At 47.8% G+C, this 25,021-nt stretch carries 33 protein-coding genes and 2 pseudogenes; 6 read left to right on the plus strand and 29 right to left on the minus strand.

The genetic code is table 11. The features are described 5' to 3' along the window. Window positions 1–138: 138 nt before the first annotated feature. Complete coding sequence (locus ET33_RS02000; RefSeq protein ID WP_036675708.1) at window positions 139–2,718, minus strand: metallophosphoesterase; 2,580 nt, start codon at window positions 2,716–2,718, stop codon at window positions 139–141. A gap of 261 nt (window positions 2,719–2,979) precedes the next feature. Between ET33_RS02000 and ET33_RS02005 the strand changes: the two genes are divergently transcribed. Then, on the plus strand, window positions 2,980–3,846 hold the full coding sequence (locus tag ET33_RS02005; protein WP_036675711.1) for an AraC family transcriptional regulator: 867 nt from the start codon (window positions 2,980–2,982) through the stop codon (window positions 3,844–3,846). A 23-nt stretch (window positions 3,847–3,869) separates the two neighbouring features. Here the strand turns inward: ET33_RS02005 and ET33_RS02010 are convergent, their stop codons facing one another. The 9 genes and pseudogenes from ET33_RS02010 to ET33_RS02045 all read right to left on the minus strand — a co-directional run bounded on the left by ET33_RS02010 (window position 3,870) and on the right by ET33_RS02045 (window position 12,136). Then, window positions 3,870–5,075, minus strand: coding sequence for a trans-sulfuration enzyme family protein (locus tag ET33_RS02010; RefSeq protein WP_081890179.1), 1,206 nt, complete (start codon window positions 5,073–5,075; stop codon window positions 3,870–3,872). Window positions 5,076–5,104: 29 nt separating this feature from the next. Next, window positions 5,105–5,941 carry a carbohydrate ABC transporter permease gene (locus ET33_RS02015; protein WP_036675713.1) on the minus strand — a complete coding sequence of 279 codons (837 nt, stop codon included), beginning with the start codon at window positions 5,939–5,941 and terminating at the stop codon, window positions 5,105–5,107. Continuing rightward, window positions 5,941–6,873: a carbohydrate ABC transporter permease gene (locus ET33_RS02020; protein WP_081890164.1), complete on the minus strand. Its 933-nt coding sequence runs from the start codon at window positions 6,871–6,873 to the stop codon at window positions 5,941–5,943. Before ET33_RS02020 ends, ET33_RS02015 begins: the two co-directional genes overlap by 1 nt. 66 nt (window positions 6,874–6,939) lie before the next feature. Then, on the minus strand, window positions 6,940–8,262 hold the full coding sequence (locus ET33_RS02025; RefSeq protein ID WP_036675715.1) for an ABC transporter substrate-binding protein: 1,323 nt from the start codon (window positions 8,260–8,262) through the stop codon (window positions 6,940–6,942). A 337-nt stretch (window positions 8,263–8,599) separates the two neighbouring features. Next, complete coding sequence (locus ET33_RS02030; protein ID WP_036675717.1) at window positions 8,600–9,286, minus strand: FadR/GntR family transcriptional regulator; 687 nt, start codon at window positions 9,284–9,286, stop codon at window positions 8,600–8,602. Between the two features lie 528 nt (window positions 9,287–9,814). Then, window positions 9,815–10,126: pseudogene (locus ET33_RS02035) on the minus strand (RICIN domain-containing protein); the annotation flags it as partial. 21 nt (window positions 10,127–10,147) lie between these two features. Continuing rightward, complete coding sequence (locus tag ET33_RS36155; protein ID WP_051775046.1) at window positions 10,148–10,366, minus strand: RICIN domain-containing protein; 219 nt, start codon at window positions 10,364–10,366, stop codon at window positions 10,148–10,150. Between the two features lie 257 nt (window positions 10,367–10,623). Next, window positions 10,624–11,430: a phosphodiester glycosidase family protein gene (locus ET33_RS02040; RefSeq protein WP_051775047.1), complete on the minus strand. Its 807-nt coding sequence runs from the start codon at window positions 11,428–11,430 to the stop codon at window positions 10,624–10,626. Window positions 11,431–11,644: 214 nt separating this feature from the next. Beyond that, window positions 11,645–12,136: a hypothetical protein gene (locus ET33_RS02045; protein ID WP_036675719.1), complete on the minus strand. Its 492-nt coding sequence runs from the start codon at window positions 12,134–12,136 to the stop codon at window positions 11,645–11,647. 284 nt (window positions 12,137–12,420) lie between these two features. Between ET33_RS02045 and ET33_RS02050 the strand changes: the two genes are divergently transcribed. Beyond that, on the plus strand, window positions 12,421–12,891 hold the full coding sequence (locus tag ET33_RS02050) for a hypothetical protein (RefSeq protein ID WP_036675722.1): 471 nt from the start codon (window positions 12,421–12,423) through the stop codon (window positions 12,889–12,891). An 860-nt stretch (window positions 12,892–13,751) separates the two neighbouring features. On the opposite strand, the gene ET33_RS38850 is transcribed toward ET33_RS02050, so the two are convergent. Continuing rightward, entirely contained in the window at window positions 13,752–14,021 is a 270-nt protein-coding gene (locus ET33_RS38850; RefSeq protein ID WP_036675724.1) for a hypothetical protein, read from the minus strand. 332 nt (window positions 14,022–14,353) lie between these two features. Between ET33_RS38850 and ET33_RS02060 the strand changes: the two genes are divergently transcribed. After that, complete coding sequence (locus tag ET33_RS02060; RefSeq protein WP_036675727.1) at window positions 14,354–14,908, plus strand: hypothetical protein; 555 nt, start codon at window positions 14,354–14,356, stop codon at window positions 14,906–14,908. A 2-nt stretch (window positions 14,909–14,910) separates the two neighbouring features. Here ET33_RS02060 and ET33_RS02065 read toward each other — a convergent pair whose 3' ends face one another. The 11 genes and pseudogenes from ET33_RS02065 to ET33_RS40215 form a co-directional block, all read right to left on the minus strand. Beyond that, the gene (locus tag ET33_RS02065; RefSeq protein WP_036675730.1) at window positions 14,911–15,126 is read right to left on the minus strand and encodes a hypothetical protein; all 216 of its coding nucleotides are present in this window, start codon (window positions 15,124–15,126) and stop codon (window positions 14,911–14,913) included. A gap of 133 nt (window positions 15,127–15,259) precedes the next feature. After that, window positions 15,260–15,490 (minus strand): annotated as a pseudogene (locus ET33_RS40380) (DNA methyltransferase); the annotation flags it as partial. Between the two features lie 66 nt (window positions 15,491–15,556). Further along, window positions 15,557–16,255, minus strand: a complete 699-nt coding sequence (locus ET33_RS40385; RefSeq protein WP_327204047.1) for a hypothetical protein — start codon at window positions 16,253–16,255, stop codon at window positions 15,557–15,559. 28 nt (window positions 16,256–16,283) lie between these two features. Continuing rightward, on the minus strand, window positions 16,284–16,562 hold the full coding sequence (locus ET33_RS40390) for a ParB N-terminal domain-containing protein (protein WP_327204048.1): 279 nt from the start codon (window positions 16,560–16,562) through the stop codon (window positions 16,284–16,286). Window positions 16,563–16,642: 80 nt separating this feature from the next. Continuing rightward, complete coding sequence (locus tag ET33_RS02075; RefSeq protein WP_036675733.1) at window positions 16,643–16,909, minus strand: hypothetical protein; 267 nt, start codon at window positions 16,907–16,909, stop codon at window positions 16,643–16,645. Window positions 16,910–17,293: 384 nt separating this feature from the next. Further along, the gene (locus tag ET33_RS02080; RefSeq protein WP_036675736.1) at window positions 17,294–17,692 is read right to left on the minus strand and encodes a hypothetical protein; all 399 of its coding nucleotides are present in this window, start codon (window positions 17,690–17,692) and stop codon (window positions 17,294–17,296) included. Between the two features lie 144 nt (window positions 17,693–17,836). After that, on the minus strand, window positions 17,837–18,412 hold the full coding sequence (locus ET33_RS02085) for a hypothetical protein (RefSeq protein ID WP_036675738.1): 576 nt from the start codon (window positions 18,410–18,412) through the stop codon (window positions 17,837–17,839). Between the two features lie 197 nt (window positions 18,413–18,609). Further along, window positions 18,610–19,380 carry an NPCBM/NEW2 domain-containing protein gene (locus ET33_RS36160; RefSeq protein ID WP_051775048.1) on the minus strand — a complete coding sequence of 257 codons (771 nt, stop codon included), beginning with the start codon at window positions 19,378–19,380 and terminating at the stop codon, window positions 18,610–18,612. A 38-nt stretch (window positions 19,381–19,418) separates the two neighbouring features. Further along, window positions 19,419–19,676, minus strand: a complete 258-nt coding sequence (locus ET33_RS36165; RefSeq protein WP_051775049.1) for a sigma factor-like helix-turn-helix DNA-binding protein — start codon at window positions 19,674–19,676, stop codon at window positions 19,419–19,421. Window positions 19,677–19,766: 90 nt separating this feature from the next. After that, window positions 19,767–19,901 (minus strand): hypothetical protein, encoded by a 135-nt coding sequence (locus tag ET33_RS40210; protein ID WP_268808305.1) that lies wholly within the window; start codon window positions 19,899–19,901, stop codon window positions 19,767–19,769. A 35-nt stretch (window positions 19,902–19,936) separates the two neighbouring features. Beyond that, window positions 19,937–20,068 carry a hypothetical protein gene (locus ET33_RS40215; RefSeq protein WP_268808306.1) on the minus strand — a complete coding sequence of 44 codons (132 nt, stop codon included), beginning with the start codon at window positions 20,066–20,068 and terminating at the stop codon, window positions 19,937–19,939. A 313-nt stretch (window positions 20,069–20,381) separates the two neighbouring features. On the opposite strand from ET33_RS40215, the gene ET33_RS38855 reads away from it, so the two are divergent. Beyond that, entirely contained in the window at window positions 20,382–20,543 is a 162-nt protein-coding gene (locus tag ET33_RS38855) for an FDLD family class I lanthipeptide (RefSeq protein ID WP_161783518.1), read from the plus strand. Window positions 20,544–20,625: 82 nt separating this feature from the next. Here the strand turns inward: ET33_RS38855 and ET33_RS02105 are convergent, their stop codons facing one another. From ET33_RS02105 to ET33_RS39610, 3 genes are read right to left on the minus strand one after another with little or no spacing between them, the layout of a single operon-like run. Further along, complete coding sequence (locus ET33_RS02105; protein WP_036675744.1) at window positions 20,626–20,811, minus strand: hypothetical protein; 186 nt, start codon at window positions 20,809–20,811, stop codon at window positions 20,626–20,628. Then, complete coding sequence (locus ET33_RS02110; RefSeq protein ID WP_036675747.1) at window positions 20,808–21,098, minus strand: hypothetical protein; 291 nt, start codon at window positions 21,096–21,098, stop codon at window positions 20,808–20,810. The genes ET33_RS02105 and ET33_RS02110 overlap by 4 nt, the downstream gene beginning before the upstream one ends. 3 nt (window positions 21,099–21,101) lie before the next feature. Beyond that, window positions 21,102–21,434, minus strand: coding sequence for a hypothetical protein (locus ET33_RS39610; protein ID WP_235206621.1), 333 nt, complete (start codon window positions 21,432–21,434; stop codon window positions 21,102–21,104). A gap of 57 nt (window positions 21,435–21,491) precedes the next feature. On the opposite strand from ET33_RS39610, the gene ET33_RS40560 reads away from it, so the two are divergent. Both ET33_RS40560 and ET33_RS02120 read left to right on the plus strand, forming a co-directional pair. Next, on the plus strand, window positions 21,492–21,812 hold the full coding sequence (locus tag ET33_RS40560; RefSeq protein WP_407668070.1) for a tyrosine-type recombinase/integrase: 321 nt from the start codon (window positions 21,492–21,494) through the stop codon (window positions 21,810–21,812). 82 nt (window positions 21,813–21,894) lie between these two features. Beyond that, window positions 21,895–23,367 (plus strand): DUF5050 domain-containing protein, encoded by a 1,473-nt coding sequence (locus tag ET33_RS02120; protein WP_036675750.1) that lies wholly within the window; start codon window positions 21,895–21,897, stop codon window positions 23,365–23,367. Here the strand turns inward: ET33_RS02120 and ET33_RS37185 are convergent. The 4 genes from ET33_RS37185 to ET33_RS02135 all read right to left on the minus strand — a co-directional run bounded on the left by ET33_RS37185 (window position 23,364) and on the right by ET33_RS02135 (window position 24,882). Beyond that, window positions 23,364–24,017 (minus strand): MFS transporter, encoded by a 654-nt coding sequence (locus ET33_RS37185; RefSeq protein WP_327204050.1) that lies wholly within the window; start codon window positions 24,015–24,017, stop codon window positions 23,364–23,366. The genes ET33_RS02120 and ET33_RS37185 overlap by 4 nt on opposite strands. An 18-nt stretch (window positions 24,018–24,035) precedes the next feature. Next, complete coding sequence (locus ET33_RS39450) at window positions 24,036–24,281, minus strand: hypothetical protein (protein ID WP_051775050.1); 246 nt, start codon at window positions 24,279–24,281, stop codon at window positions 24,036–24,038. Continuing rightward, window positions 24,278–24,466 (minus strand): hypothetical protein, encoded by a 189-nt coding sequence (locus tag ET33_RS39455; protein WP_051775051.1) that lies wholly within the window; start codon window positions 24,464–24,466, stop codon window positions 24,278–24,280. Before ET33_RS39455 ends, ET33_RS39450 begins: the two co-directional genes overlap by 4 nt. Window positions 24,467–24,537: 71 nt before the next feature. Beyond that, a complete protein-coding gene (locus ET33_RS02135; protein WP_036675752.1) occupies window positions 24,538–24,882 on the minus strand; it encodes a winged helix-turn-helix transcriptional regulator in 345 nt (114 codons plus the stop codon). Between the last annotated feature and the right edge of the window lie 139 nt (window positions 24,883–25,021).

A 25,021-nucleotide genomic window follows, 5' to 3' on the forward strand; every position in this document is an offset into this window, starting at 1 on the left:
CTTCCACTACTATGTTATCATATACTACTTTGTGCTGCAAGGTACTTGGCGGAATATTTTCCCGAATCAAAAAAACACCCGTGCCTACGCTCCTTCAAGTTATCGAAGAAGCCGCAAGCACAGGCTGCGATTTTCAGATCACGGATTCGTTGACGTACTTGCCTCCACCGGGTCGGAATTCGATCTTGCGCCGACCGCTTTGATGACGAAGTCGTACGTTAGGGCCGGGTCCGCATTATTGACGGTGTATTGGTAAGCGCTCTGCCCTTTCACTGCCGGAACGTATACGCTCCAGTTCGTGCCGGCCTTGTCGTTCTTTTCGTAAATCCGGTAGCCTCTGACCGGTTCGGACGTGGACGCGGGAGCGTTCCAGGAAATGACAGTGCTGCGGTTCTTCAGCTCGGCCTTGGCATTCTCCACTTTGGACGGCTTGCCGTCCGTCCGCTTGATGCTGTACTGGTCGTAAACGGCCAGCGGTTCGTTTTTGGCGGCGGTATACGAGGTGAATTTCAGGATGCCGTCCGTCACTTGGACGTCCACGAACATTTTTTTGTTCGGCTGAGCGTTTTTCACGGAGAAGAAGTCCTTGATGTTCGGATTGATCTTATAAAACTTGGCGGCGCCCGAGTTGCCCATCAAATATACCGAGCCCTTCGGGTTCACCACATTGCCCTGCCCGTCTACGACAACGTCTTTGATCGCCTTGTTGTCCAGCATCTGATGTGATCTCATGTACAGGTGGTCGTGGCCTTCCAGCACCATATCGATGCCTAATTCGTCGAAGACCGGAATCAAATATTTGCGGTAAAACTCCACGCGCTCCGATTCCGCATCCGCGTTGTCCCCGGAGGAATACGCTCCCTTGTGCATCGTGACGATTTTCCACTTTTTATCCGTCTTCGCCACTTGGCTGCGCATCCAATCCACCTGCGCTTTAAAGCCGGCATCAGCCTTGTACGGATCGACTTGACCTTCGTACTGCGTATTGATCTGCATGAAGAGCGCATCGCCGTATTCGAAGGAATATACCGTGCCGTCTTCGGTGCTTGTGCCGACGCTTTTGGGCAGGTTGAAATGGTAGTAGAAGTTGTTGTTCGGATGATCCTCAATCTCATGGTTGCCGACGATCGGGGCGAATGGCACGTTCGCAAATTCTTTCTGCGGGATCCCCAAGAACCATTGCCACTGCTCCTCCAGATCCCCGTCATCGACCAGATCGCCCGTCAGCAGCATAAATTTCGGGTCGCCGATATGATCGATCGCTCGGCGGAACGTATCCTGCCACAACTCAAAATTTCCTTTGCTGGAACCCTGCGTGTCCGTCGTATAAATAAAGTGAAAATCGTGATTGTTCGCATGGTCGGTCGTGAACGAGCCGACCGGACTCCAACTGTCCGCTCTTCCGCTGCCTGCGCGGTACTTGTATTTCGTGCCCGGCTTCAGGTTATTCGCCGTCACCTTGTGATTGGCGAATGAAGTCGTTTTATTCGAGCTTCGGTCGCTGCTTTTCATGAGCGTCTTTATGATTTCTGTCGTTCCGGTGAAAGTCATTGCCTCCTGCTCGGGGAAGCTTCCTCCCGGAGCTTTGGAAGCCTCGACGACCTGGACGACGGTCCCCGTGACGTCCGTTCCAGTATACCAGTCAAACGAAATGCTGGTCTTCGTATCCCCGTTAAAGGTCATATTCAACAAGGTCGGCGCGCCCGCCGCCGAAGCTCCTCTCGTTGTAAAGCTCCAAACGATCGGACTCGTCAAAGGCACGTTGTCTGAGGCTCCCCGGACAAGCTCCTTCGGAACGGTGACCGTATACGTTTTGCCATCGGTAAAATTCGGGTGACTAATCGCCAGCGTATCGCTGTTGACGACGCCTACGGACAGATTGCCCAAAGAGGTGTTGTTCTGGTCGACGATGCTTACGCTCGGGTTGCTGTTCAAAGCGATCGCTTTGTTGAATTTGACGGAGACGGCCGCGTTCGGCGCAACGTCGCTCGCTCCGCTAGCAGGAGCTTGCTGCACGCCTAAGGTCGGAGTCGGGCCGCCGGTTTTCTGGTCGCCCTTGACGATCACATCTTTGATCCGGCTGGAGCCGGAGTTGGACACGGTCCCTCCGCTCACGTTCTTCGTCGAATTCACGACCCAACGGATGTACAGCAGGTCGTTGTCGTCGGCTTGGCTCGGGAGCGGAGCGTCGGCCAGCTTGCAGCTGTTGTTTTTGCAGTTGAAGTTGGTCTGCTCCAGCACCAGATTGCCCCCGGGAAGGTCGGTCCAGTTCGTTTGGTCCGTGCTGAATTGCACCTTGAAATCGCGCGGTCCCGTGCTGGATGACGTCTGCTGGGACGACAGCGTCAAGTTCTCGAAGCCTTTGGTGGATATCGTGGCAAGCCAATATTTTTTGCCCGTTCCGTCGTTCCACCCTTGATTGCGGATACTGCGCTCCCCCGAGTCGTAGGTGTATTGATCCGTGTTCGTGCCTATGTCCCGAAACGTCGACGATGTATTATGCACTCCGCTCGTTGCGGGGAACACGCCGTCGGTTCCTTTATCCTTGAAGATCCATTCCGCCACGGTTTCTTTGGTCGCCGCTGCCCGGCTGTCGGCAGCCTCCTCTGCTCCTGCGCTGCCGGCCCATTGAAACGCAAATAACAAAGAGGCGAGCAGCAGAGATACCGTTCTGCGCCACATTTGCTTCGGATACCCGTTCTTTCGTTCATTTTTCACTTGATCGACTCCTTTCCCATGTGTATTTGCAACCGTAAATTCCGCCGGACGACTCCGACGGCTTCATGCTTGCGGGGACCGCCTCCTTTCTTTCCTTATTCATAGGCTCATTATCTTTTTTGCCTACGCTGCCTCTATTGCCAGGCTACCACCATCGTACCGAAAACCGGCTCCTTGCAGTATGTGTATCTGTAACTCTTTCATGGAATATCCTAACCTCCCATTCCATGGTATACTTGGCTGATAAAGGAGGATGTCAAGATGGGCGGAAACCGGAACGAGATCATTCAAAATTATTTCAAAACGCTGCAGTTGGAGCTTATGGTTGCCAGCTACTGCGAAAGAGTCACCCAGAATTGGCGGAGGCCGCTAAGGACGGACGACTTCAACCGCTTTTATTTGATCCTGGGTGGAGAAGGCTGGCTTCAAGTCAAGCGTCAGGAATATTATCCCGTTCCTGGCCAACTGTATTTTTTGCCGTCGGACACCCCTCTGGCGTACTCGATCATCAGCGACAACACCTTTCACAAGTATTGGTGCCATTTTTCCGCGAACGTCGGCAGCTTCCATCTCTCCCATCTGATCGACTTTCCTTACTATATCGAAGTGGATGACATGCCCTATATGCAGCACTTGTTCGAGAAGCTTACAAAAGCAAATCAAAAGAGCGGAGACCTCACGTCCCCGCTCAGAGCAAATACGATTCTATATGAAATTTTGACGTACTATATGGACCGTCTCCCGCCGCAGGCGATCCGTCTATCCTCTTCCCCGGCGATCAGCCGGACGAATCAAATTTTGCAGTATATCGAAGATCACCTTGCCGAGCCGTTGACGCCGAAAGCGTTGGCTGAAGCGTTTCATTACAGTCCGAACTATTTTTGCCGGTATTTCAAAAACTTGTTCCAAGTTACGCCGATCGAATATATTAACAAGGTCCGGATCGAAAGGGCCAAATGGCTGCTCACCCATTCGAACCAATCCATCGAAAAAATCGCAAGCCAGATCGGGCTGGAACGGTTTTATTTCTCGAATTTGTTTAAGCGGTCTACGACGCTGTCCCCCAGCGAATATCGGCTAGCCGTACGTTCGGTCACCGGCCTAGAGGCGGGACTGGAAGAAGGTTGATCTGGCCTTTTCCAATATTGTGGTTATTTGGATTCCACCGGCAGCTGTGCGCTGGCCTGCTCGATGTCATCAATTAAAACTTGAGGATTTTCCAAGCCGACATACAATCGGACGAGCGAGCCCGGAACGGACTCGTAGCCGGGTCCGAGCCGGCCGACGGTGACCAGACTTTCATGGCCTCCCCAGCTGACGCCGATCCGGAAGTATTCGAGCCGGTCCGCCCACGCTTTCATTTCCTCGGCAGGCAGATCGGTCTCGAAGGAGAACAAGCTGCTCGAACCGCTCATTTGCCGCCGGGCCAGTTCATGCTGCGGGTGGGAAGCAAGCCCCGGATGGTTTACCTTCCTCACGAACGGAAGGCTTTCCAGATGGCGGGCGACGGTCAGCCCGCTCTGCTCCTGCTTCTCCAGCCGCAAAGGCAGCGTTCGCAGCCCCCTCATCGCAAGCGAGGCCGAATGCGGAGTCATAATCCCGCCCAGCAGCAAGTATTCGCTGGCGTTAATCCGATTGATGTTCTCGGCGGACCCGACCAGCACCCCGCCGACGATATCGCTGTGCCCGCCGATATATTTGCTCATGGAATGAAGCACGAAATCAACCCCGTGCTCGAACGGATTTTGCAAGCACGGCGTCGCCCACGTATTGTCGATCATGGTCACGGCCCCGATGCTTTTCGCTAGGCGGGCGCATGCGCTTAAATCTTGAAGCTGGAACGTCATGGTGGTAGGACTTTCCAGATACACCAGCTTCGTATTCGCCCGAACGGCAGCCTGGAATGCTTCGAGCGAAGCGCCGTCCACAAAGGTCGTCTCGACGCCATACCGCGTAAGAAAACTCGTCAACAGCTCCCGCGTCGGCCCATAAACCTGATCGATGCAAAGAATATGGTCGCCCGCGCGGACATTCGCCAGGATCGCGGTGGAGATGGCGGCCATGCCCGAAGCGAAGCATCGCGCTTTCTCGCCTCCTTGAAGCGCAGCCAGCCGCATTTCCAGTTGACGTACCGTCGGATTATTCCCCCGCGTGTACACGAACGAATCGCTCGCGCCTGTAGACGCGCGGTCAAACTCCTCGTAAGTGGCGAAGGTGAACAAGCTGTTCTGGTAAATCGGCATGACCACGGCGCCCCGGTGCAGCTCGTCATGCGAATCGTGGGCTACCTGCGTGCTCGAATCGATAATATTTTCGCGGGTACGGTCGTCTGTTTGACCATCCAATTTAGGGTTCACGGGAATCGGTCCTTTCAATATGGTTTTGACTATCCTTTTACCGCTCCCTGCGTCAAGCCTTCGACGATAAATCGCTGACAGATGGCGAATAAAATGACCGTCGGGATAATGGACAACACGGTTGCGGCAGACATCGAACCCCAATCGATATCAAATTTCGTAATAAAGGAGTTCATGGCGACCGGCAGCGTCTTGGAGCTTTCCTTGTCGATAAACATGATGGCCATGAACAGCTCGTTCCAGTTCTGTACGAAGGCAAATATAAACGTTGCCGAAATACCCGGCATCATGACCGGCACAATGACGCGAAACAAGGCGCTCAGCCTAGAGCAGCCGTCGACCATCGCCGCTTCCTCCAGGCTCGCCGGAATTCTTTGAAAAAAACCTCGCAGCATAATGGTGCAAAACGGAACGAGACCGACCGTGTACATCAGGATCAGAGAGCCCTGTTTGTTCAGCAGTCCCATGCGGGACATCATCAGATAGAGCGTACTAAATCCGATAAAAAGCGGAACCATCTGGGTGACGAAAAAGGCGATCATCAACTGCTTGCTGCCCCGAAACGTGAACCGGGCCAAAACGTATCCGCTCAGAACGGTCACGACCAGCACGACGGCCGCCGAGGTGAGCGAGACGATAAGACTGTTGCCGATGTAAATATGAAACTTCGAGATTTTGAAGATCTGAATATAGTTTTCGAACGAAATTCGTTCGGGCCAATACTGCAAAGGCAGCGTAAAGATCTCGTTGCGAGGCTTGAGTGAAGTAATGACCATCCAATACAACGGAAATACCATAAAGATCAAATAAAGGCCAAGAGCGGCCGCCTTGCCTGCCTTTCCGGCAAAAGCCAGCTGTTTCTTCATTAAAAATCACCCGCTTTTTCCGCTCTAGTCGCAAACAGATAAAAGGTCGTAAACAGCGCCAGAATGGCGATGCAGATGATCCCGATCGCGCTCGCCTGCCCGTAATCGCCGGAAAAGACGATTTTATCGAGCATGTACGTCGTCAAAATGTGGGTCGAGCCTGCCGGTCCGCCGTTGGTCATGCCGTAGATCAGATCGGGAAAATTGAAGATCCAGATGACGCGCAGCGCGGTCGTTGAAATGATGGTCGGCATAATGTAAGGGATCGTTACATGAAACAGCTGATTGAACCGGCTCGCCCCGTCGATCTCGGCAGCTTCATACAGCTCGGACGGCACGGATTGCAGCGCTGCCAGCAGCATAATGGCAAAGAAGGCTACCCCGTACCAAACGTTGGCGACAATGACCGAGAACATCGCCCATTTCGGGTCGGATAAAAAGCCGATACGCTCCGTAATCAAGCCAAATTTCAGCAGCAGGTCATTGATGACGCCGATTTGTCCGTTGAACAGCCAGCGCCAGATGATGCCGATTAGAAAACCGGACAGCGCCCACGAATAAAACACGAAGCCTTGATAAACCCCGCGTCCGCGAAAGCTTTTGCGCATCAGAAGCGCCAGACAAAATCCGATGACGAACTGCAAAACGAGCGAGATGATCACCCATAAGGCGGTATTTTTAAGGATCGTTTTGAACTGATCCCCGGCGAGCACCGTACGAAAGTTTTGCAAGCCGACAAAATGAACATCCGTCAAATTAAACAACGAATAGTTTTGAAACGCGACGCTAATCCCTTTGAGAATCGGAAAATAGGTGAAGCCGAAGACGAGCAGCAGGGTCGGAAGCAAGCATAGAAAAATAAACGTTTGTGTTCGGTTCAGCCGGAACAACCTTCCCGTTCCCCGTAACGGCGTCGCTTCCCGATTTTTCATGCATGGTCCCTCCCAGAATAGAGGCGGCGGCTAGGGGATGCCTATCCGTCGCCCGCTTTTGCTTGCTTATTTGCCTTGTTTCTTCTCATTGATCCAGTAGGCGTCCCATTTCTTCAAAGCATCGTCAATCGACATTTGGCCAAGGAGAATTCCCTGCGCATCCTGCTGAACGATTTTTCTCCATTCGCCGAAGCCCTTATAATCCGTCTCCGGTTTGTACGGGATGTAGTGGGCGGTATCGTTGGCCATATCGATATATGGCTTGTAAGCGCCTTCTTTAAAGTAATTGTCAACGGACGAGCTGTTGTGAATCGGGATAACGCCAGCCGCTTTGGTGAAGATCGCATTTTGTTCGGGACTGGAAATGAACTCGATTAGCTTCCACGCTTCTTGTGGGTGCTTGGAATAGGACGTAACTCCCCATCCGGCTGCGCCTACTTTGTAGTGCGAAGCTCCTGTCGGACCGGTCGGCATCGGCGCGGTCGCCCAAGTGCCTTCCTTCAGCTTCTGCTTGACCGGATCGATCGTATCGGGGTCCTGTATGAGCATCCCCGTCGCTCCGGAGACGAAGCCCTGCACCTGTTCCGCGAAAGCCCAGTTGACGGAGTCCTTAGGAGAGCCTTCCTTGTATAAGTTCACATACATCGTCATGCCCTGCTTGGCTTCCGGCGTGCTGAAGATCGTAGCCCCGTTTTTCAGGAACATCGCGTCGTCGGGGTTGACGTTCGTACCGTTGTAGTCGCGCAGCAGATCGACGATGTAGCCGTCAGCCCCCGCCCCGCCGCGGAACGAGTAGCCGAAGCGGTTGTTCGCGGAATCGGTCAGCGTTTTGGCCGCCTTGTACAGGTCGTCCCATGTTTTCGGAGGCGTCAAGCCTTTTTGATCGAACCAGTCTTTCCGGTAAAACAGCATTTTCTGGTACAGGCCGTATGGAATGTAATAAGGCTTTTGATCAATGTAATTCGCCATAGCCAGCGAGTTGGCATTCAGGTCTTTGTAACCGCTCCAAGAGGAGGTATACGAGGAAAGATCGGCAATCCACTTGTTTGTCACGAACTGCTTGACGGTAACGTCTCTTACTTCCAGCACATCGAGATCGTCTTTGACGGAAAGCAAGGTGGAGATTTTATTGTCCGCGCTTTCCAGAGGCGGAGAAATCAATTCGACTTTAATGTTGGGGTTCGCCGCTTCAAAGCTGGCGATCATTTTCTTAATCACTTCGGTCCTTGCCGGGCTGGTCAAGCTTTCGATCATCTTGAGATTCACGGTTTTCGAATTGCTTCCATCGCCCGCCGTTCCCTTCGCTTCATCGCTCGAACAGCCGCTTAACGCCCCTGCCGCCAAAACCGGAATCAAAGATACGGTCAACCATCGTTGTGTCCCCTTCATACTGCACCCCTCCACCATAATTGTTTTCCAGACAAGACCTCTGTGTCTGTTGAGGCCCCCTTTGAGCTAACGGAGGCCCTTTTACCGTGGAAATCTTATCCACCTATATACCTGTCTGATAGCTTGTGTAGAAGCTATCTCCAGTTTATGAGGACAAGGATCCCAAGCGGGAAAATGATTTGGACCTATATACCTGTCAGACAGGTATATAGTCAGTTGAGATAACCAAATCATAATATGGTGGAGGAGAGGAAGTCAATACCTTTTGTTATCTTTCATCACTTTGAAAGAAAATTGAAAACGCTGTATTGGAAATTAAATGGATGAAAATGTCATGTTACATGACATGAAACTGAAAATTTTTGATCGACTGCTCCATACTATCCATAATTTTATTGAATTCCTCACGTGCTTTCATGGGATTTTTCTCAACGATGGCGGCGAATAAGGTTTGATGAAACGGAAAGCTGTCTTGAAATATTTCCTGATGGCCGAATGGAGCATTCCAGAATACGGAAAACAGCTCCCACACCGATTCCACGATACTTTGCAAAATTGGATTCCCGGTTGCTTTATAGATCGCTTGATGAAATTTCATATCGGCAATCGAGCTGGCCTGTCCGCGCGTCCTTTCGATTTCCAGCAAATAGTGGCGCATTTCCTCAATATTCGCATCCGTAGAACGCTGGGCCGCCAATTCAACCGCGAGCACTTCCAAAGCGCGACGAACGTCCATGAGCTGCAGCAAAGCGGACCTTTCGTCCTCTACATTGATTTTCGCAGACATTTGATACTGGGCCGTTTCTTTCACATAAATGCCTTTCCCGTTAAGGACCTCGATGACATCCGACGCTTCCAGATAACGCAAAGCTTCCCGCAGAGAAGAACGTCCGACTCCCAAAATCTTCATAATGCTTTCCGCAGAAGGAAGCTTGTCCCCTTTCTTCAGGTCGTTGTTCCGAATATATTGTTTCAATTCTTCGGAAACCATTTCGTGCATCCTGACTTTGTTGATTTTTTTCATGCTCCGACTCTTCCTTTCCCTATCTCCAACACAAACATCACAAGAATCCAAATCAGCCCTACACTACACCGTTCAAATTGAGTTTGAAAAGTCTGGCGATCGTGCGCTGCTCTCTCATTATAGCAAGTATCTACGAGAAAAGAACCCCGCCATACAATCTTTACCAACCGTTGCGCAATGAAAGTTTCGTGAATCGCTTCACTCGTTCCGATGGCTACCTTTTAGACCATTGGTTGAATTTTTGCGGCAAAAGAAAAACACCTGTAGCAGGTGTTTCAGAGTGCTGAAAAGTAGTCAATTGAGGTAATAGAGGTTACGAGGGGGTGGGGTATCCACTTCCGACCGCTGTTGTCATCGGGAAATTTGATTGGAAGCCGTTTGTTAGCAGACATTTCCCGAAGACAAAGGCGGCCGCTATCGCTTCTCCAGTGGATACCCCACCTCCGTTTGCATCTCTATTTTGTTAAATCTCCACTTTCTCAACAAGCTCAAACACCTGTAGCAGGTGTTTTATAGGTCCAGACAAACTTAATTCGCTCTTTGAAGAAACCATTTTTGATTGTCCGTGTTTTGAAAAGGCCATTGGTGCAAAAACGCCGGGTCTTCGGACCTGCCGTTTTTCACATCCAGAACCTTGCCGCTATGCTTGGCGGCAATTTTGTAAGAGCCGTCGCCCAGGGGCTCGATGCTCCACCTTTGATTATTCCCCCCGTTATCGGACCATTGAACGATATACGCCCCATTCGCGTAGGAGTTATCAGCAACATCGAGCACTTTGCCGCTATGTACGGCAACAATCTTATAGAAGCCGTCGCCCGTCGGCACGATTCTCCACTGTTGATTGCCCCTATTATTATAAGTCTAGGTTTGGATGGCCGCGCCATCGTCCGAGGAACCATTCCTTACATCCAGCGCTTTGCCGCTATGCTTGGCGATGATGTTATAAATGGCCGAAGGGTCAATGTCGACCGCCGCTTCCGCAGACTTGGCCCCTGTACCAACGATGGCCAGCAGCACGAAGCAAAAGCTAATACCTAACGAGATCACCCAATTTTTGTGAGATTTCAGAGACTGAAGCACGTTCACCACTCCTCAATTTTGATGTTCGAAACATTACAATTTCGTTTAAGACATCTCCAGAATCGACAGCCTGTTAGTTCAAAGAAGTTTAAACCATCAAACCACCTCGAATTGTATATTCTAGGAAAATTCTATATTGTACCATATAATATGGTAAATTTATACATACGTTTTGAGAATCAAAACAAATAAATCGAAACAAAAAACAAGCAGGCCGTCTTTAAATGACAGCCCGCCTGCTTCCGAATTCGTCGTTATTATGGGGTAACCGTAACAATCTGATGCAACGCTCTGCTATCCCCTTTAATGTTGATTAGCTTATTGTTATTGTCATAGGCCCTCATTTGAGAAGAACCGCTGCCATCCAAAAATATCCCATTCACATCATTCTTAGGCGAGCCATCTTTAATTCCAAAATACTGTTGAATCGCCCCCCGAAACGCCTCGGCAGTACATTTCGTATCTGTTACAATTAAATAAATTCCCGTACCGCTATAAACCATGGCCGTACGTTGGACTTTTCCGTCCGGGTTCGGCAACTTTTCCTTTGTTATTGTGTCTTTCCAGCTTGTCGAACCAAGGCTCATCGACACGCCGCCTTGTGCCCAATAATTATTATGCCCAACCGCTTTGTTGACTTCCCAACCGTTGTTTAACACTTTAAACAGAAACTTTCCATTTTTCACATCCCAAATAATCGTGCCTTGGTTTCCCGAATTGTACCAGCCGTTATTGCCAGCTTTATCTGTACCAATGACCGGTTTTCCATTATTTATAGCAATATTGTGTGTTTTTTTCATACTTGTCGTTTCTTCGACTTGATTGGAAAAAAATCCGCCATTTATACCAATATAGCTTGTATTCTCCAGATTAACGCTAAGATTGAGAGCTTTCAACTGAATATTACCGGGACTCGTTTGAATCACATTTAATTTAACGTTATTCGCCGAATAAGTAGAGTATTTGTATGATGTCGGACCACCTATGCCTGCGAAGCTGCTGTGCGGAATAACGAATGATAGCAATACGATCAACGCCATAATAATAGAAAATCTCTTTTTCATCCAATTCGCCTCCAACCGATGAGTGTGTATTACAAGCCGTATAATACAATATCTCTCGGTTTAAAACCCATTTTGGATTATCTCGCAGAAAAATGAAATGATCCGGTGCAAAAATTGTCGAATTCCATATTCCTCATCCTAAGGCTGCCGTTTTATTTTGTTTTTTGCGCAAATGAAAAGTACTCCGGTTAGAGTGCTTCTCACGCAAAACTTTTTAGTTTGTATAGTAGGCTTCAATTTTGAAATCGTGGGACTTATCTGCCTTCCATGTACTCGAACCGACCCGCAAATAATAATACGTGTTTGCCTTCAATTTATCGGACTTAACCGTTCCCAATGAGCCTTGGCTTATGGATAAAAGAGCAGTGTTATTATTGGGATCGGAATCGTACACCGAAATCTTGTAGGTCTGACCGCTAGGGCCATAAAGCTTTACTTTCAGATTTCCTAGTTTCGCCGGTGTCATAAAACGATACCACACAACGCTATTATCTGTTTCCAGTGTTCCCGTAATCTTATCTGTATCTTTCGAAGGGATCTCAACATCAGTAAATTCCTTAGGCTCTGAAATCATAGGTGCAGCTAACTCTTCTGCAGTAAAAACGGTTTCCTGCTGCATAGGGACAGATGCGAAGCTTGCGGTTGGTGCCAATACGCCGGCCAATAACGTTGCTGTAGTGCCAAGTGCAATGAATGTTTTTTTCATAGGAACCTCTCCTTTTCATTAGTGTTGAGAAAAAAATCCTCTCACATCCATATTATACATTATTTTCCTAAATCAAGTTCATCTCTTGATTATCTGGTACAAAAATTGTCGAAATGCAAGATGCGAGAAAAACTATGTTACACAGGCTCATCCTTTGCACCTCCGTCCAATTCTTAACCTGTCTATAAAATGATGAGCTTGCAAAAATATCATTTTACAATATAAGAAATTATTGTTAGTATAATATTATAGTAAATTATTCCATTTGAAGGAGATGATTTACATTGAAGAAATTAGTTGTTTATGGTTTGCTGGCTCTTTCTCTTACAGTCGGGATTGTAACTACTCCACTCGATACTTCTACTGCAAATGCACAAACTACAGGTAATGGTCAGCGAGTAACAGGGCTAAACCAAGTGCAGCCTGCGGCATCCGATACAATCTCGTTTAAGGATGATTATGTTGAAAGGGGACGGTGGATTAGGAGAACAGATGCGAAAATTACAATTACTACTCCTAAACAATATAGATTACAAGTTACGCAAAACTCTCTTGATGGCACTACCATTAGTAATGTAGGGTATGATTTAATAAATGAAAACGACTTCCGTGGAAGCAGATCCTTTAACATTCCAGGAAATGGGAAATCTAAAGAAAAATATATACCACTTCTCCCTGGAACGTATCACGTCGAATACTTTAGCCAGCATAATAGTCCTATAAAGCTTGATGTGTTCCTCTACCCGGAAGCATAATGAAAGAATTCATGTATAGCGCACGGCAGTATGCTTGTTGTCCAGAATTAATCAGGGATCCGGGGTGTCTATTATTAGACGCCCCGATACTTCATGTCTTGCTTCCTCCGCTCTCCGGAGAAGCTTCAACGTCCCATCCAATTATCAGAAAATAAGGGTAACTAAGTAAAGGGGGTTGCCACATGACCAAGAGGGAACAACGTCGTCATACATGAATCGAACGTATCATAGATTACCAATCGAGCGGCCTTGCCGTATCAGCATGGTGTACCGCCAATCACTTCAAGTTAGATCAACTCAAATATCGCCTCCGTAAAACGTAAAAAACCTCCGCCTCCGTTTCACCAGCTCCTTCTAATGCCCAGGTTCCACTCCAGGTTGCCAGACCATCAGATACGTTTGCCTCCACGCCCTCTCTTGTTGTACGCATCGGACAAGTCCGTATCGAGCCGCGGCCAGGATTCGATCCGCAGTTGCTCCGCGAAGCCATTCCGGCACTGGATGCAACGCGATGCTGCCCCTTGCCCAGTACCCACTCGGTCTACCTTGCTTGCGGGCCAACCGATCTAGGCAAGTCGATTGACGGCTTAGCCGCGCTCATACAAGAAAGCTTTATAGGCCCGATGCTTTTTCCCCATGCGTGCTCGTATTCTGCAACCGCGGGCGAAACAAACTTAAAATCCTGCTGGGAGCACAACGGCTTTTGACTGTTCTATCGTCGGCTCGAACGCGGTACGTTTGAGTGGCCCAAGGGAAGTGAAAGTGCTCCTGTCCACGTCTCTTCCCGCGCACTTCGCTTTCCGCTCCCGGATTTGCTCTCAGTCAGTGGCAAGCATACTCGCAAATCATGGCAAAAACGGTCATTCGATTCGGATGATGTCGTCGAACTTTCGGTACTCTTTCTCCTCGATCTGAGACTCCACCAGTTCAGTTCGGTACAGGATTTTCGTGACCCCCGACTTGTCCTCACGAACCGGTACGGCGTCCTTGATTTCTTTCAATTCCCACAGCACCCGTCGCTGCGTTATCAATACCTGCTCATCAGGCTGCAGTGCACCCAGCCATATCGCTTTGTATTCTCCGGTCGTTACGGCCTTCTTATTCCCGGGTGGGCCGCCGCGGTTCCCCAATGCGTTTTGCTTCCCCTTCGGTGCGCCGCCTTTGTTGCCTACAGCGTTTTTGTTCCCTTTCGACGCGCCCCCTCGATTAGTAACGTTACCTTTCGATTCATTGTTTTCATTGGTAGCCTTATCTTTGAGCTTGGCGTCCCACTTGTCCAGACTCTTCCATTTCGAATCTGCGTTTCGCCAAGACCGGGAGCAGCGGCGATGTCCTTCAATTTCATCTTACCGCCGCTCTCTCGCCATACTACATATCACCCACCCCCTGGTTGTTTAACGTAAAGAAAGTGTGCCATCTAACCGATATTAATAAAGAAAAATTCAATTGGGGGAAATTAACATTGGCTGCTACTTTTTTTATTTTTCTATTTGGATTACTAGCTCTCTTGGAATGGATTGATTTGTTACTTTTCAAAAAAAACATATACAAACCAGTTAAGAAAATAATCATTAGAAAGTTGCTTTCAAAATATGAAACTACTGAGATGCTTTACCGAGCATATAAGGAAATGAGCAAAGACGAATTTAAAATAACTAAACTCAAAATAAAATCTAAAGATCCTGACTCCTCTTTTATACAACAATTAACAGACTTAGCCAGTAAGCTGGTTGTCACTGTAGGCCTTGCTTTCATGGTATCAATAACTACAATCTCAACTGGATTATTGAATTATTTAAACGGAAACAAAGACCTTTCCCAAGAAAATAAAGATGCTATTGATGGTATTCTAAAAACATTTACACAAGTAATTCAAAATAACCAATTAATATACCAATTTAGCTTAATTCTTGCCGGATACGCTATTAATCATTTCATGACTGTTTCTCTAAAAAAGAAGATGCACAAAATGCATCTTACGATCATAGAGGAAGTCGCAGAAGAAAATGAATCCTAAGTTTAAAAATCATCTTTCTGCAGCTCAATGTCTATTTCGATTAACTTTTTAAGGTCGTCAACCGTCCGGAACTCGATGCGGCCATCCTGAAAGTCCTTGACCCACTTGGCTAAGCTGGCCTTGATGATTTTCCGGTATTGCGCTTTGGATTCGAGAATTCCTTCCATCACCGCAAGCTCATGTTGTAATAAAGTATCGTGTTCGTTGCTTGTTCCCATTGCTGTATCCCTCGACTTTCCTTTATTATGGAAAACGAGATAGCGGATGTCTGCAAAATGCCGCGCACGGCGGACCGCTATCTCAGTCGGGGGATACCCTGATGCAGGGGAGGCGTTAGCGCGCCTCCTTTTTCTATTCCGCGCTCTCGGACCGGGACAACAAAATCGGCTCTATGCCGGTCCCCTCGTAGAAGCGCTTTTTAATAACGTCGAAGAATATCGGGTCAAGCTCCAGCGTCCGGCATATCCGGCCCATCTGCTCGCAGGTCATAAGCGTTGAGCCGCTGCCGCCGAAGAAATCCACGACGATATCGCCGGACCGGCTGCTGTTCCTGATCGGTATCGCCAGGAGCTCGAGCGGCTTTTGAGTGGGATGGACATACTTGGTTACATCGCCACGTGATACCTCCCATACCGTTTCCGGCTGCGGCTACTCTACAGGCAGCCCGGCCCGCCAAACCGTCGTTTGCTTGCAGTCCCTATACCAGGCCGGAGCCTCCCTCCGCATATGAGCATAGAATACAGGTTCGTGCTTGTATTTGTATTGAGCAAATCCGAACGTAAAAGCGTTCTTCACCCAAATACACTGAGTCCGAACGACGATCCCAGCCGAATTCATGCTATCCTCGAATTGGCGCTGATAGGAGGATGGATGAAACACGTAGATCGCGGTTGCCAGGTCCATTATGGCAGCATAGTTCGAAAAAGCGGCATTCAAAAAGCCGGCGAATTCCTCAGCCGGCATATCATCGTTCATTATCTTCCCCCGGCCGTCAGCGGCCAGCCTCGCCGAATCGCTCTCAACCGCCACGTTGTACGGCGGGTCAGTCACCACAAGAGCAGCCTTGGTGCCGTCCAAGAGCCGCAGAACATCATCCCGGCCAGTAGCATCGCCGCACATAAGAATATGACGGCCAAGCTGCCACACATCCCCACAGCGCGTCTCGGGCTCTTGGATCTCATCCAGCGCATGCTGCACGTCGAAGTCATCTTCTGTTACAGTGGGATCGACTTCGATTGCTTCAGCCATCCCGAAATCATTCATCAAGGAATCAATCTCCTCGATATCAAATCCTGAAAGCGAGATGTCTACTCCGCCAGCTTTTAACTCGGCAAGTAATCGAGCCAATGCATCATCATCCCAACCACCTTCGACTTTATTCAGCGATGTTCAGCAATTTCTCCTGTTCCGGGTCCATATCGACCACGGACACCTCAATCTCCGTCCGGCCCTGCTCGTTCACGAGGATCTTATACCGCTGGTGGCCGCCAACCATGTTCCCGGTCCGTTCATTCCAGACGATCGGGTCGATATAGCCGAACTCTTCAATCGATCGCTTCAGCTTTTCGTATGCCGGATCGCCCGGCTGCAGATCAATCCGCGGGTTGTATGCGGCAGGGTTGATCAGTTCTATCGATATCGTCTTGATGTCCATTTCAATCCCCTGTTGAGTTGGTTTTTTGTGCAATTGAAAAAGCACCCCGAGCTGGAGTGCTTGTTCACAAAAAAAAGTTGCTATTCATCTAAATAAAATTTCCCAGAACCACTAAAATTCCAGAAATCATAATCATAATCATCATCATTTACTTGCATTTCAACGTAATAGTTACCTAAGGGCAAATCACCAAATGATACGTCGAAGGGAGTTGGGGTTGCATTTCCTTTCACTTTTACATTAAATTCTCCAATCGTCCTATCTGGACCAGTTTTTTCCTGTTTAACTATAATAGTTACTTCACGGTACATTCTTTCTTCTGAAGGGTCCCATGCAGTTCCCTTCATTGTTCCTTTTATGTTAAGTTCACCTTTGCAAATCGCTACCGGATCTGAACCGCCGCTTTCACCTGAATCATCAAAAGCGTATTACCAACTTCCTGTATTATAGCAACTGGGTGCTGCAAAACTTGCTGCTGGGGCCATTACACTTGCCAGTAGAGTCGCTGTTGTGCCGAGTGCTATGAGTGTTTTTTTCATACTGCTCCTCTTATATCCAATGTTGAGAGGTTATAACCTCCCACATCCATATATTACACATTTTCTTGCTTTGGGTTATGGATTTGGATTATCTCGCGGAAAATCAGCATTATCTGGTGCAAAAATTGTCGATATTCATGAAAGTTAGAAGCAAAAAAGCACCCCGATCTGGAGTGCCCGATACTTCTTTATTTAGTTTATCTGTCCCCCCCAATTACCTGGCCAATTGAATGCAAATGATCCCTTGTTATTGTATCCATTGTTGTTTTCGAGACGAATATTGTACAGCCCTTTCGGGACGTTTTTAAATATATGGGAAGTTTTATTTTGTGTTAATGTCTTCGATACTTCGTAATTTTCTTCATCATTGAATAATACAACCTTGATATCCCACTCCAGTCGATTCATCTCACTGAAAGCTACTTCAATATCACCTTTAGAATCAAGTTTGATATACTTGTTGCAACAAAACGTATAATCTCCTCCCGGGATATTAATTGACTTTGAAGCTGTTTTTGCAAAAACCGGGAGCGCCAACGTTAACATCAAAATCAAACTCATCACAGTCGAAAATAAAAACTTCTTCTTCATGTTATAACCCCTCCTTTTTGTGATTACCCAAATTTTACTTTACTTTTTGTCACTTTTTTGAATAAAAAATAATCCCGCAGAAAAACGGCATTATCTGGTGCAAAAATTGTCGAATATGAAAGCTGCAAACGAAAAAGCACCCGGTTAGGGCGCTTTAGTATAATCTGTCCTCATTAGTCGTTCAAAATCTTCAATCAAACTTGATGCCATAATCTCGGCTTCCAAAGCACCATCATATGTATGATCAGGATCACCAAGTGGTTTAATATGTAATAGAAGAAATTCTTTGAATTTACTTACAGTCTGAATAATCGGTTCGATTTCTTCGTATTCAAAATATGGGATCAAATCCTCTTCTGTAAAAGGAGGCTGGTAATCAATCTCTTTTAACAATCTATATAATCTACTTTTATCTCTCACATCTCCGATTCGATATCCATCTAATAGTGCATTCCAACATACCTGTGCATAGTTAATTATTTTTTTTGAATAGTATTTACGGTACGCTTCTTTCTTTGTTTTTTCTTTTTGAATTTCCAACATGATAATTTGTTGATTCAATTCATAAGACTTTTGCGATGCTAAAGCACTTTCCTCAGCAGCTTTTGCGCTTCTTTTATTAGACTCTGCTGTTTGTCGACTAATCCTTATAACAAAATATGTAAGAACCCCGTTCAACAAAATCCCGCCGACTTGAATAAGCATCTCAGTAGTACTCATGTTATTCCCTCCCATCGTCATAATTCGACATAAGGAGGGTTTTTCCTGCCAAATTATTGTTTTATTCTACCAAATATATTACAATTTACCTGGGCCAAGTGGGAAAGCATCCCCAGGCTTTATTTTTTTCTCACAATATAGTGGCAGGCGTACTACAAAAAATAGAGTTTTTGGCTGCCGTGTAAAATGAATTTGGATTATTGTAACTTAGCATCAGCTAAAATGAAATTCAAGTATTCATTTCCTGGCCAGGTGCCCTCGTTTTCAAAAACTATTTCAAGTTTTAAAACATTGGTTACATCGATTTCTGCAGCTATCGGGTTATTTCCGCCCTTTAAATTATTGAATCCTTTGAGCTCCTTCCCATCTCCAATAAAACGCACGTTGCCAGTTGCAGCGCTGTTTTTCGTGCTATCATCAATTCCCAAGAATCCAGACAATTTTGTATACTTACCATTCAAGTTATACGAAATGGAAGTCTTTTTTTCAGATTTATATGTACCTGTTTTTGCACCTAAACCTTTCTGGTAAGGATTACTCGCAATTTTGAATTTTTGATCTCCTATTTTATCAAAATAAACCCATGAAGTATCACCATCAATACGAGCATACTCAATGGAAGTTAAGTATTTGAATTCTCCGTCTTTTTTCCCGACCCAGATCGTTTCGGTGCTTCCATCCCAGTTTACTTCTTTCCCCAACGCTTCTCCTATAAATCTTAATGGTACATAGGTGGTTCCTTCATAAATAAAACCCTGACCTTCAGTTGGTACCTTTTGTGTACCATCAATCATATATTTAAGATTTTTGAAATAAACTTCGATTTGCGTTCCATTCGCAGCATACGCTACAGACCCCATTAACATAGTGGTAAGTGCAGAACCGATAAGAATGCCCTTAAGTCTTTCTTTCATCTTCCATTCTCCCTTTTCTATTAGTTCGTTTTTCCCATTAATCCACTTCGACATATAGTTCTAAACTCCTTCATTAAATAATAAAAATCAACCTACCCCACAAGGAATAGGCTGCTCAATTTATTTTCTTCAATCTTCTGCTTGGCCCGCTCGATGTTCGTTTGAACGGTCCTCTTCTTTAAATCCAACTCCTCTGCAATCTGCCTTATTGAGAACCGGAAGGCAATATGCAGAACAAAGCATTGCCGTTCCCGTTCGGATAGATTGCACATTGCATCGTTAAGCTTGAAGCGCTCGTCTTCGGTCAGCTCCCGATCCAGCCCCGCTGGCTTGGTAATCAGTTGCTCCATCCAGGAAGGTTCCCATACCTTTGTTCGCTGGTATACTCAGCGCCGATCAATACCCCTTCGATTCCCCGGCATACGGCCGGTCTCAAGCCACTATTCCACGAACTCGCAATCTCTGATCATATCCGAAATCAACGAGCGGTCTTCTTTATCCACCGTTCTATTGTACAAAGATATGAGATCCTTTTTCGCCTTGCGGTAATCGAGCAGTAAGTCATGCAGGCTCATCCTTTGCACCTCCGCTGTCAGTCTTACCTTTTATGCTAATGCTGCCCGGTAATGATCCGATCGATACTCGCTTCGACCTCGATTTCGTGCAAGCCATCCCAGTTCTCCCGGATCTCAACAGTTTTTTGCATCACTGCCTCGACCTGCTTCTTGGTTATTCCTGGCATGCACTCCATTGCCTCGTGTACATGCTTAATCGCGAGTTGATATGCTTGATTATGGATGAAATTCATATTGTCCCAGAATGTTTTGTCTGAGCAGCTTTGCATATGCTGCCGTATTTTCCGCCGGGCTATTGGATTCATATGCTCTCACCCTTTCTCTTGGGATACCTCTCCCCGAGCCAACTTTGCAAAGCCGTGAAGAGACAATGCCGATTCGTTTTCAGCGTATTGGCCGGATGTTCAAGATATAACCATTTATTTCTTTTATTTGTAAATATAGGATGATATAATCATCTTAAAGAAAGGAGGTACTGTAATGGAAAACAAAGTTGGTGCTGTAATGACAAACGACGATTTTGATTTAGACGTTCAAGTACTGAAAGTGAAATCTTCCGTCACTCATCCTCAAGGAACAACTATGTTCTACCAGTGCACGACATTGTGTGTAACAATTACGATCGGCTGTCCCGAGTGTTGAGTCTACCTCCTTCGGGAAGGTGAACAGAAATTTTATAGTGCAAGTTTTTCAGGCTATGCATTCTTCGGGATCATAGCCTATTCTATTCTTTAGTCTTCAAAACGCCTTCCACTAAGACATTAGGTTCACCCACACCGATCCACTCATGTAGCAGATTACCCGCGAATTGCATTTCCATCTGTAGCATATCTTCCGGCGATTCTGTGCCGTAATCCTGCGGATCGAGCTCTACCTCTTTGGTGATCGTCACCGTAATTAGTGCTTTCATGTTCGGTTTCCCTCGCTCTCTGGAGAATCATCAACCTGCAGCTGGTTCGCGCGCGGGCAGTAATAGTCCACCTTCCGTGATTTTCCGCCCCGGGGAACAGCGATGATATACCGGGTATATTCTGCGTGGTTAGTATCAAATTTCTTTTGAGATTGGGCCAGGCCTTCCGGCAAATAGCGCCGAGCATACGAGCCGGCTGGCACGATCGCATGCACAGTACCGCGCTTCTCCTTTTCACTACCTTCTGCCTGGCTGCCCCATTTAACCTTGTCGCCGATATTCCACATTACTCATTTCCCTCCCACATTGAAGTCAAGTTTTTTCAGCTGCATGCGATCGGCTTCTACACTTCCCAATGTTGCCTCGGGACTGACGCCGGTGATTTTCGAAAAAGCATCTTTCAAAACAATAATTTCTTGTCCCCCGTACCTCACAACAAAATTTCCAGTGTGATGCTTCTGGTAAAAGATAGTCTCCGGGATTACCCCTACCTCTTTGTTCGAGCTCGCCGTTATCTGGCCATTTCCTCTAAGCTCGATAACCTCATTAAATATCAGCTGTATGTCGTCAACCGTTGATGTTTCAGATGTAGCTAGCCAGCAAAGGGCTTGCTTTTCAGCCACTTTTAGCTGCTGACAAGTGTATTGAAAATGCAAGAAGCGTGGAGAAAAAAATATAGGATGTCGGTCGCAGATCGCTTTTTCACCAAAGAAGAGTTCGTTTTCGTAAATTCTCGAGAAATTCCAGGCTACCCAGAAACTATTCTTCGTGTTGAATTATATATGAAAAAAATCTTGCAGAATGCAAAGCTTCCATCATCCCTCACACCTCACTCGCTCAGACATACGTACACTAACTTAATGGCTGAAGCCGGTGTAGAACTTTCTGCGATACAAAGACTACTCGGCCATATCAACGATGATTTAGCGAGTAAATCTACATGTAACAACTGCCGGTTAATTTTAATCCCTTTACAAATACGCGCAACAAACGGGCGGTAACGGCGTTAAAAACAATGTCAGCTTTTTCCTTCAAGCACCGCAAAACTTGTCCGAAGCCTTAGCCGGAAAAGGAGTTTTGATCATGCCTCGAATTTTGAAAGCTTGGACCGCGACCGCTGCGGCAGCCATAAGCCTAATGCTTGTTTGGCCGGCTTCCGTTTCCTGGGCGGCAGCTTCGTCGGAAGTTCAAGCAACATTTCCTGTGTTCCCGGTGACCGTTAATGGCACGGTTACGGACCAAATGCATAGTCAATACCCGCTGCTGCTGTACCGTGACATCACCTATTTCCCGATGACCTGGAATTACACGTCTTCCCTGGGCTTGGCCGTTTCATGGAGCAAGGAGAACGGGCTGTCTCTGGATAAAAAAGACGGCTGCGCTCCTCTGGCACAAGATCTAACCGCAGAGTCCAACGCCGACAGCAGCGGTTCGCAAGCTGCCGTCCCCGCTCCTTTTCCCGTGAAGGTTAACGGCAAAACGATCGTTAATGCGGACGAACCTTATCCTGTATTGCTGTACCGCAACATCGCTTATTTCCCGATGACCTGGAGATTTGCTTACGAGGAGTTCAACTGGAAAACTTCTTGGGACGTTGTGCGCGGCTTTGCCATCCAATCGTGCACCAGACCTGACGAGGAGGGGCGCACTCAAGCTCAAGCGGAGGCGTTAAACCTAGCGAGCGGCGGTCAGCTTGCCGTTAAAGACGGCTGGGTGTACATGAATCCGTACCACTGGTCGGAGGGAGCGCACCAGTTGGTCAAAACCAAGCCGGACGGCGCAAGTCAGACCAAGCTTTCGGACGATAAAGTCAACTCCATTAATGTAGTTGGTGATTGGCTGTATTACATCGCATCCGAGCCTTCCAAGCCAAACGCCATCTACAAAATCAAAACCGACGGCACGGACCGGTCGCTTGTCTCTCAAACGAATGCCAGCCGTCTGTGGGTCCGGGACGGATGGATGTATTACCTTCGCCTTGCCGAACGCAGCGGTAACGATAACGCCCCCTCCTACACTCCGGGCGGCATTGAGCGGATGAGAACGGACGGTTCGGAGAAACAGACGCTACTTTCCAGTATAGACCACATCAAGTGTTTTTTTCTGCAAGGCGAACGCCTCTATTATTTGACCAGCGAAGGAGAGAAAAAGAAGCTTTACGTCATGGGGAACGACGGATCGGGAAAAACAGAGCTGCGGGATAATGTGACGGAATTCAGTATCATTGACGGATGGATCTATTATGTGAAGGACGGCAAGCAGTTGCGCAAAATGAGCGCTGATGGCTCCGTCGATATTCCCCTGCACGAACCCGCGAGGACTCCGATTTTCGGACTGAATTACCGGGACGGTTGGGTTTACTATGTCAGCGGCAGCTTCGGGGTCTCAGGGTACGCTTCCATGGAGCGTATCCAGCTGGACGGCACCGGGCGTCAAGCGCTGGCCGAAGCGCGGGCAACGGCGTTATATATCGCCGAAGACCAGCTCTATTTCCCCTATTGGTCGATGGGCGACCGCACGATGTACCATATGAAACTCGACGAATCGCAGCCTTAAACGCCCCCTGTCCATGCAAAACAAAACAAGCCCTCGGACCCTACGGTTTCGAAGGCTTGTTTGTTTGGCTTAGGCGGCGACCTCCTCTCACACCTTCCGCTTGGGCAGAAAGCACAGGCAAATAAACGCGGCAAAAGCGCAAGGCTTCCGGTAGCGGGTAGAGAGACGGAGAATGCCCGTATATAATCCGGCAGATGCGCCGCTGCCAACGGCTTACCCAGCACGGCCGAGAACAAAATGCCGATCAGCGCAACCCCCAGCGAATAGGCCAAATTAGTAAAGGTCGTGAACGAGCCCGATCCGGTGCCTGCATTTTTCGCAGGCACTTCGCTGAGCGCGACATTGACAAGCGGCGTACCGGCCAAACCGAGACCGAGACCGTACACGAGCAGGATCACCACATTCGGCATGGTTAGCAGATCCGCAACATCGGCGTGCAGCGATCCAATGAGCGCAAAGCTGCAGATCGCTATGACCATCGCGCCTATTTTCAGCACGGTCCCTCCCCATCTCCTGACGATTCCGGACGATACCAGGGAGCTCAAGAAAAAACCGGCGCCGATCGGCAGAAAAACCAGATTCGTAGATTGGACGCTATAACGCAGGCCGTATTGCAGAAAATAGCTCAGGGTAAAGAAACATGCCGCTATAGAACACCGTTACCGTGATTATGCCGACTCTGAACGAAGGCAGTTGGAAAATGGACAGATCGACAATCGGAAACGCACCTCCAGCAACTGCAGCCGAAGACCCGCTTTCATTTCCTCGTATACTTGCGTATTTTCCAGGAACAGAACGTTGCCCGTCCGGCTCCCCATCAAATTTTCTTTGCCGTTCCATTCGCAGTAAATTTCACCGCTTACGCAGTAGCTGAGCTCGAACAGCCGGCATGCTTCCATAATGCGAAGCTTCACGTCATATCCGAAACAACGATCTCCATTCCCGGACGAATCTGCATCCGGGTAATCTTCCCCTTTCCGATATGAGGCGGTGGGGAAAGCTGCTGCTCCCAGCTTCGGGTACGTACCGTTCCATGAACCAATTCGGCGATCCGGTCAAAATAATCGTGTATGTTGGCTACCACGACGTTCGGTGTCAAAAAACGCACCTTCTTCCAATTATCCAGTGAGAATGATTATCATCAAGTCTCATTGTACTTGGTCGGTGCGTTCATTTCAACGGCAATTGATTCTCCACTCCCCATTTGCACATCTCCTCCAGAATGGGCATCAAGGTTGTTCCTCTTGGAGTTAACGAATATTCCACCTTCGGAGGCGTTTGCCGGTACTCTTCCCTGTTAACGATACCGCTGCTTTCCAACTCGTTCAACTGGGAGCTTAACACCTTATGCGTAATTTCAGGAATTCGCCTCTTGAGCTCTCCGTAGCGCGTAACCTTTTGACAGGCTAGTTGATACATGATTTTCATTTTCCACTTTCCGCCAATAATGGACAAGGTATAGTCAAACGGTGTTTGGTTGTTACTTAGTTCCGCGGTTTCGGTCCGTTCAGGCATCGGCGTTCCTCTCCTTAAGGTAAGTACTAACTTTAAAGTGCGTACTATTTATTATCCGGCACGCGATTATACTTAAGGGTACCGCGTCCGGCGGCCGCCATAGGAGTTCAGGTTGTATGGGGACCGAACTAAATTGTAA

This window comes from Paenibacillus tyrphae (assembly GCF_000722545.1).
Lineage (GTDB): Bacteria > Bacillota > Bacilli > Paenibacillales > NBRC-103111 > Paenibacillus_G > Paenibacillus_G tyrfis.

Coding starts and splice junctions, on each gene's coding strand:
- ET33_RS02005 (WP_036675711.1), top strand. CDS start 2,980: ATGGGCGGAAACCGGAACGAGATCATTCAAAATTATTTCAAAACGCTG.
- ET33_RS02015 (WP_036675713.1), bottom strand. CDS start 5,941: ATGAAGAAACAGCTGGCTTTTGCCGGAAAGGCAGGCAAGGCGGCCGCT.
- ET33_RS02020 (WP_081890164.1), bottom strand. CDS start 6,873: ATGAAAAATCGGGAAGCGACGCCGTTACGGGGAACGGGAAGGTTGTTC.
- ET33_RS02025 (WP_036675715.1), bottom strand. CDS start 8,262: ATGAAGGGGACACAACGATGGTTGACCGTATCTTTGATTCCGGTTTTG.
- ET33_RS02030 (WP_036675717.1), bottom strand. CDS start 9,286: ATGAAAAAAATCAACAAAGTCAGGATGCACGAAATGGTTTCCGAAGAA.
- ET33_RS02040 (WP_051775047.1), bottom strand. CDS start 11,430: ATGAAAAAGAGATTTTCTATTATTATGGCGTTGATCGTATTGCTATCA.
- ET33_RS02045 (WP_036675719.1), bottom strand. CDS start 12,136: ATGAAAAAAACATTCATTGCACTTGGCACTACAGCAACGTTATTGGCC.
- ET33_RS02065 (WP_036675730.1), bottom strand. CDS start 15,126: ATGGGAACAAGCAACGAACACGATACTTTATTACAACATGAGCTTGCG.
- ET33_RS40390 (WP_327204048.1), bottom strand. CDS start 16,562: ATGGACATCAAGACGATATCGATAGAACTGATCAACCCTGCCGCATAC.
- ET33_RS02075 (WP_036675733.1), bottom strand. CDS start 16,909: ATGAAGGGAACTGCATGGGACCCTTCAGAAGAAAGAATGTACCGTGAA.
- ET33_RS02080 (WP_036675736.1), bottom strand. CDS start 17,692: ATGAAGAAGAAGTTTTTATTTTCGACTGTGATGAGTTTGATTTTGATG.
- ET33_RS02085 (WP_036675738.1), bottom strand. CDS start 18,412: ATGAGTACTACTGAGATGCTTATTCAAGTCGGCGGGATTTTGTTGAAC.
- ET33_RS36160 (WP_051775048.1), bottom strand. CDS start 19,380: ATGTCGAAGTGGATTAATGGGAAAAACGAACTAATAGAAAAGGGAGAA.
- ET33_RS36165 (WP_051775049.1), bottom strand. CDS start 19,676: ATGGAGCAACTGATTACCAAGCCAGCGGGGCTGGATCGGGAGCTGACC.
- ET33_RS40210 (WP_268808305.1), bottom strand. CDS start 19,901: ATGAGCCTGCATGACTTACTGCTCGATTACCGCAAGGCGAAAAAGGAT.
- ET33_RS40215 (WP_268808306.1), bottom strand. CDS start 20,068: ATGCCAGGAATAACCAAGAAGCAGGTCGAGGCAGTGATGCAAAAAACT.
- ET33_RS38855 (WP_161783518.1), top strand. CDS start 20,382: ATGGAAAACAAAGTTGGTGCTGTAATGACAAACGACGATTTTGATTTA.
- ET33_RS02105 (WP_036675744.1), bottom strand. CDS start 20,811: ATGAAAGCACTAATTACGGTGACGATCACCAAAGAGGTAGAGCTCGAT.
- ET33_RS02110 (WP_036675747.1), bottom strand. CDS start 21,098: ATGTGGAATATCGGCGACAAGGTTAAATGGGGCAGCCAGGCAGAAGGT.
- ET33_RS40560 (WP_407668070.1), top strand. CDS start 21,492: ATGTCGGTCGCAGATCGCTTTTTCACCAAAGAAGAGTTCGTTTTCGTA.
- ET33_RS02120 (WP_036675750.1), top strand. CDS start 21,895: ATGCCTCGAATTTTGAAAGCTTGGACCGCGACCGCTGCGGCAGCCATA.
- ET33_RS02135 (WP_036675752.1), bottom strand. CDS start 24,882: ATGCCTGAACGGACCGAAACCGCGGAACTAAGTAACAACCAAACACCG.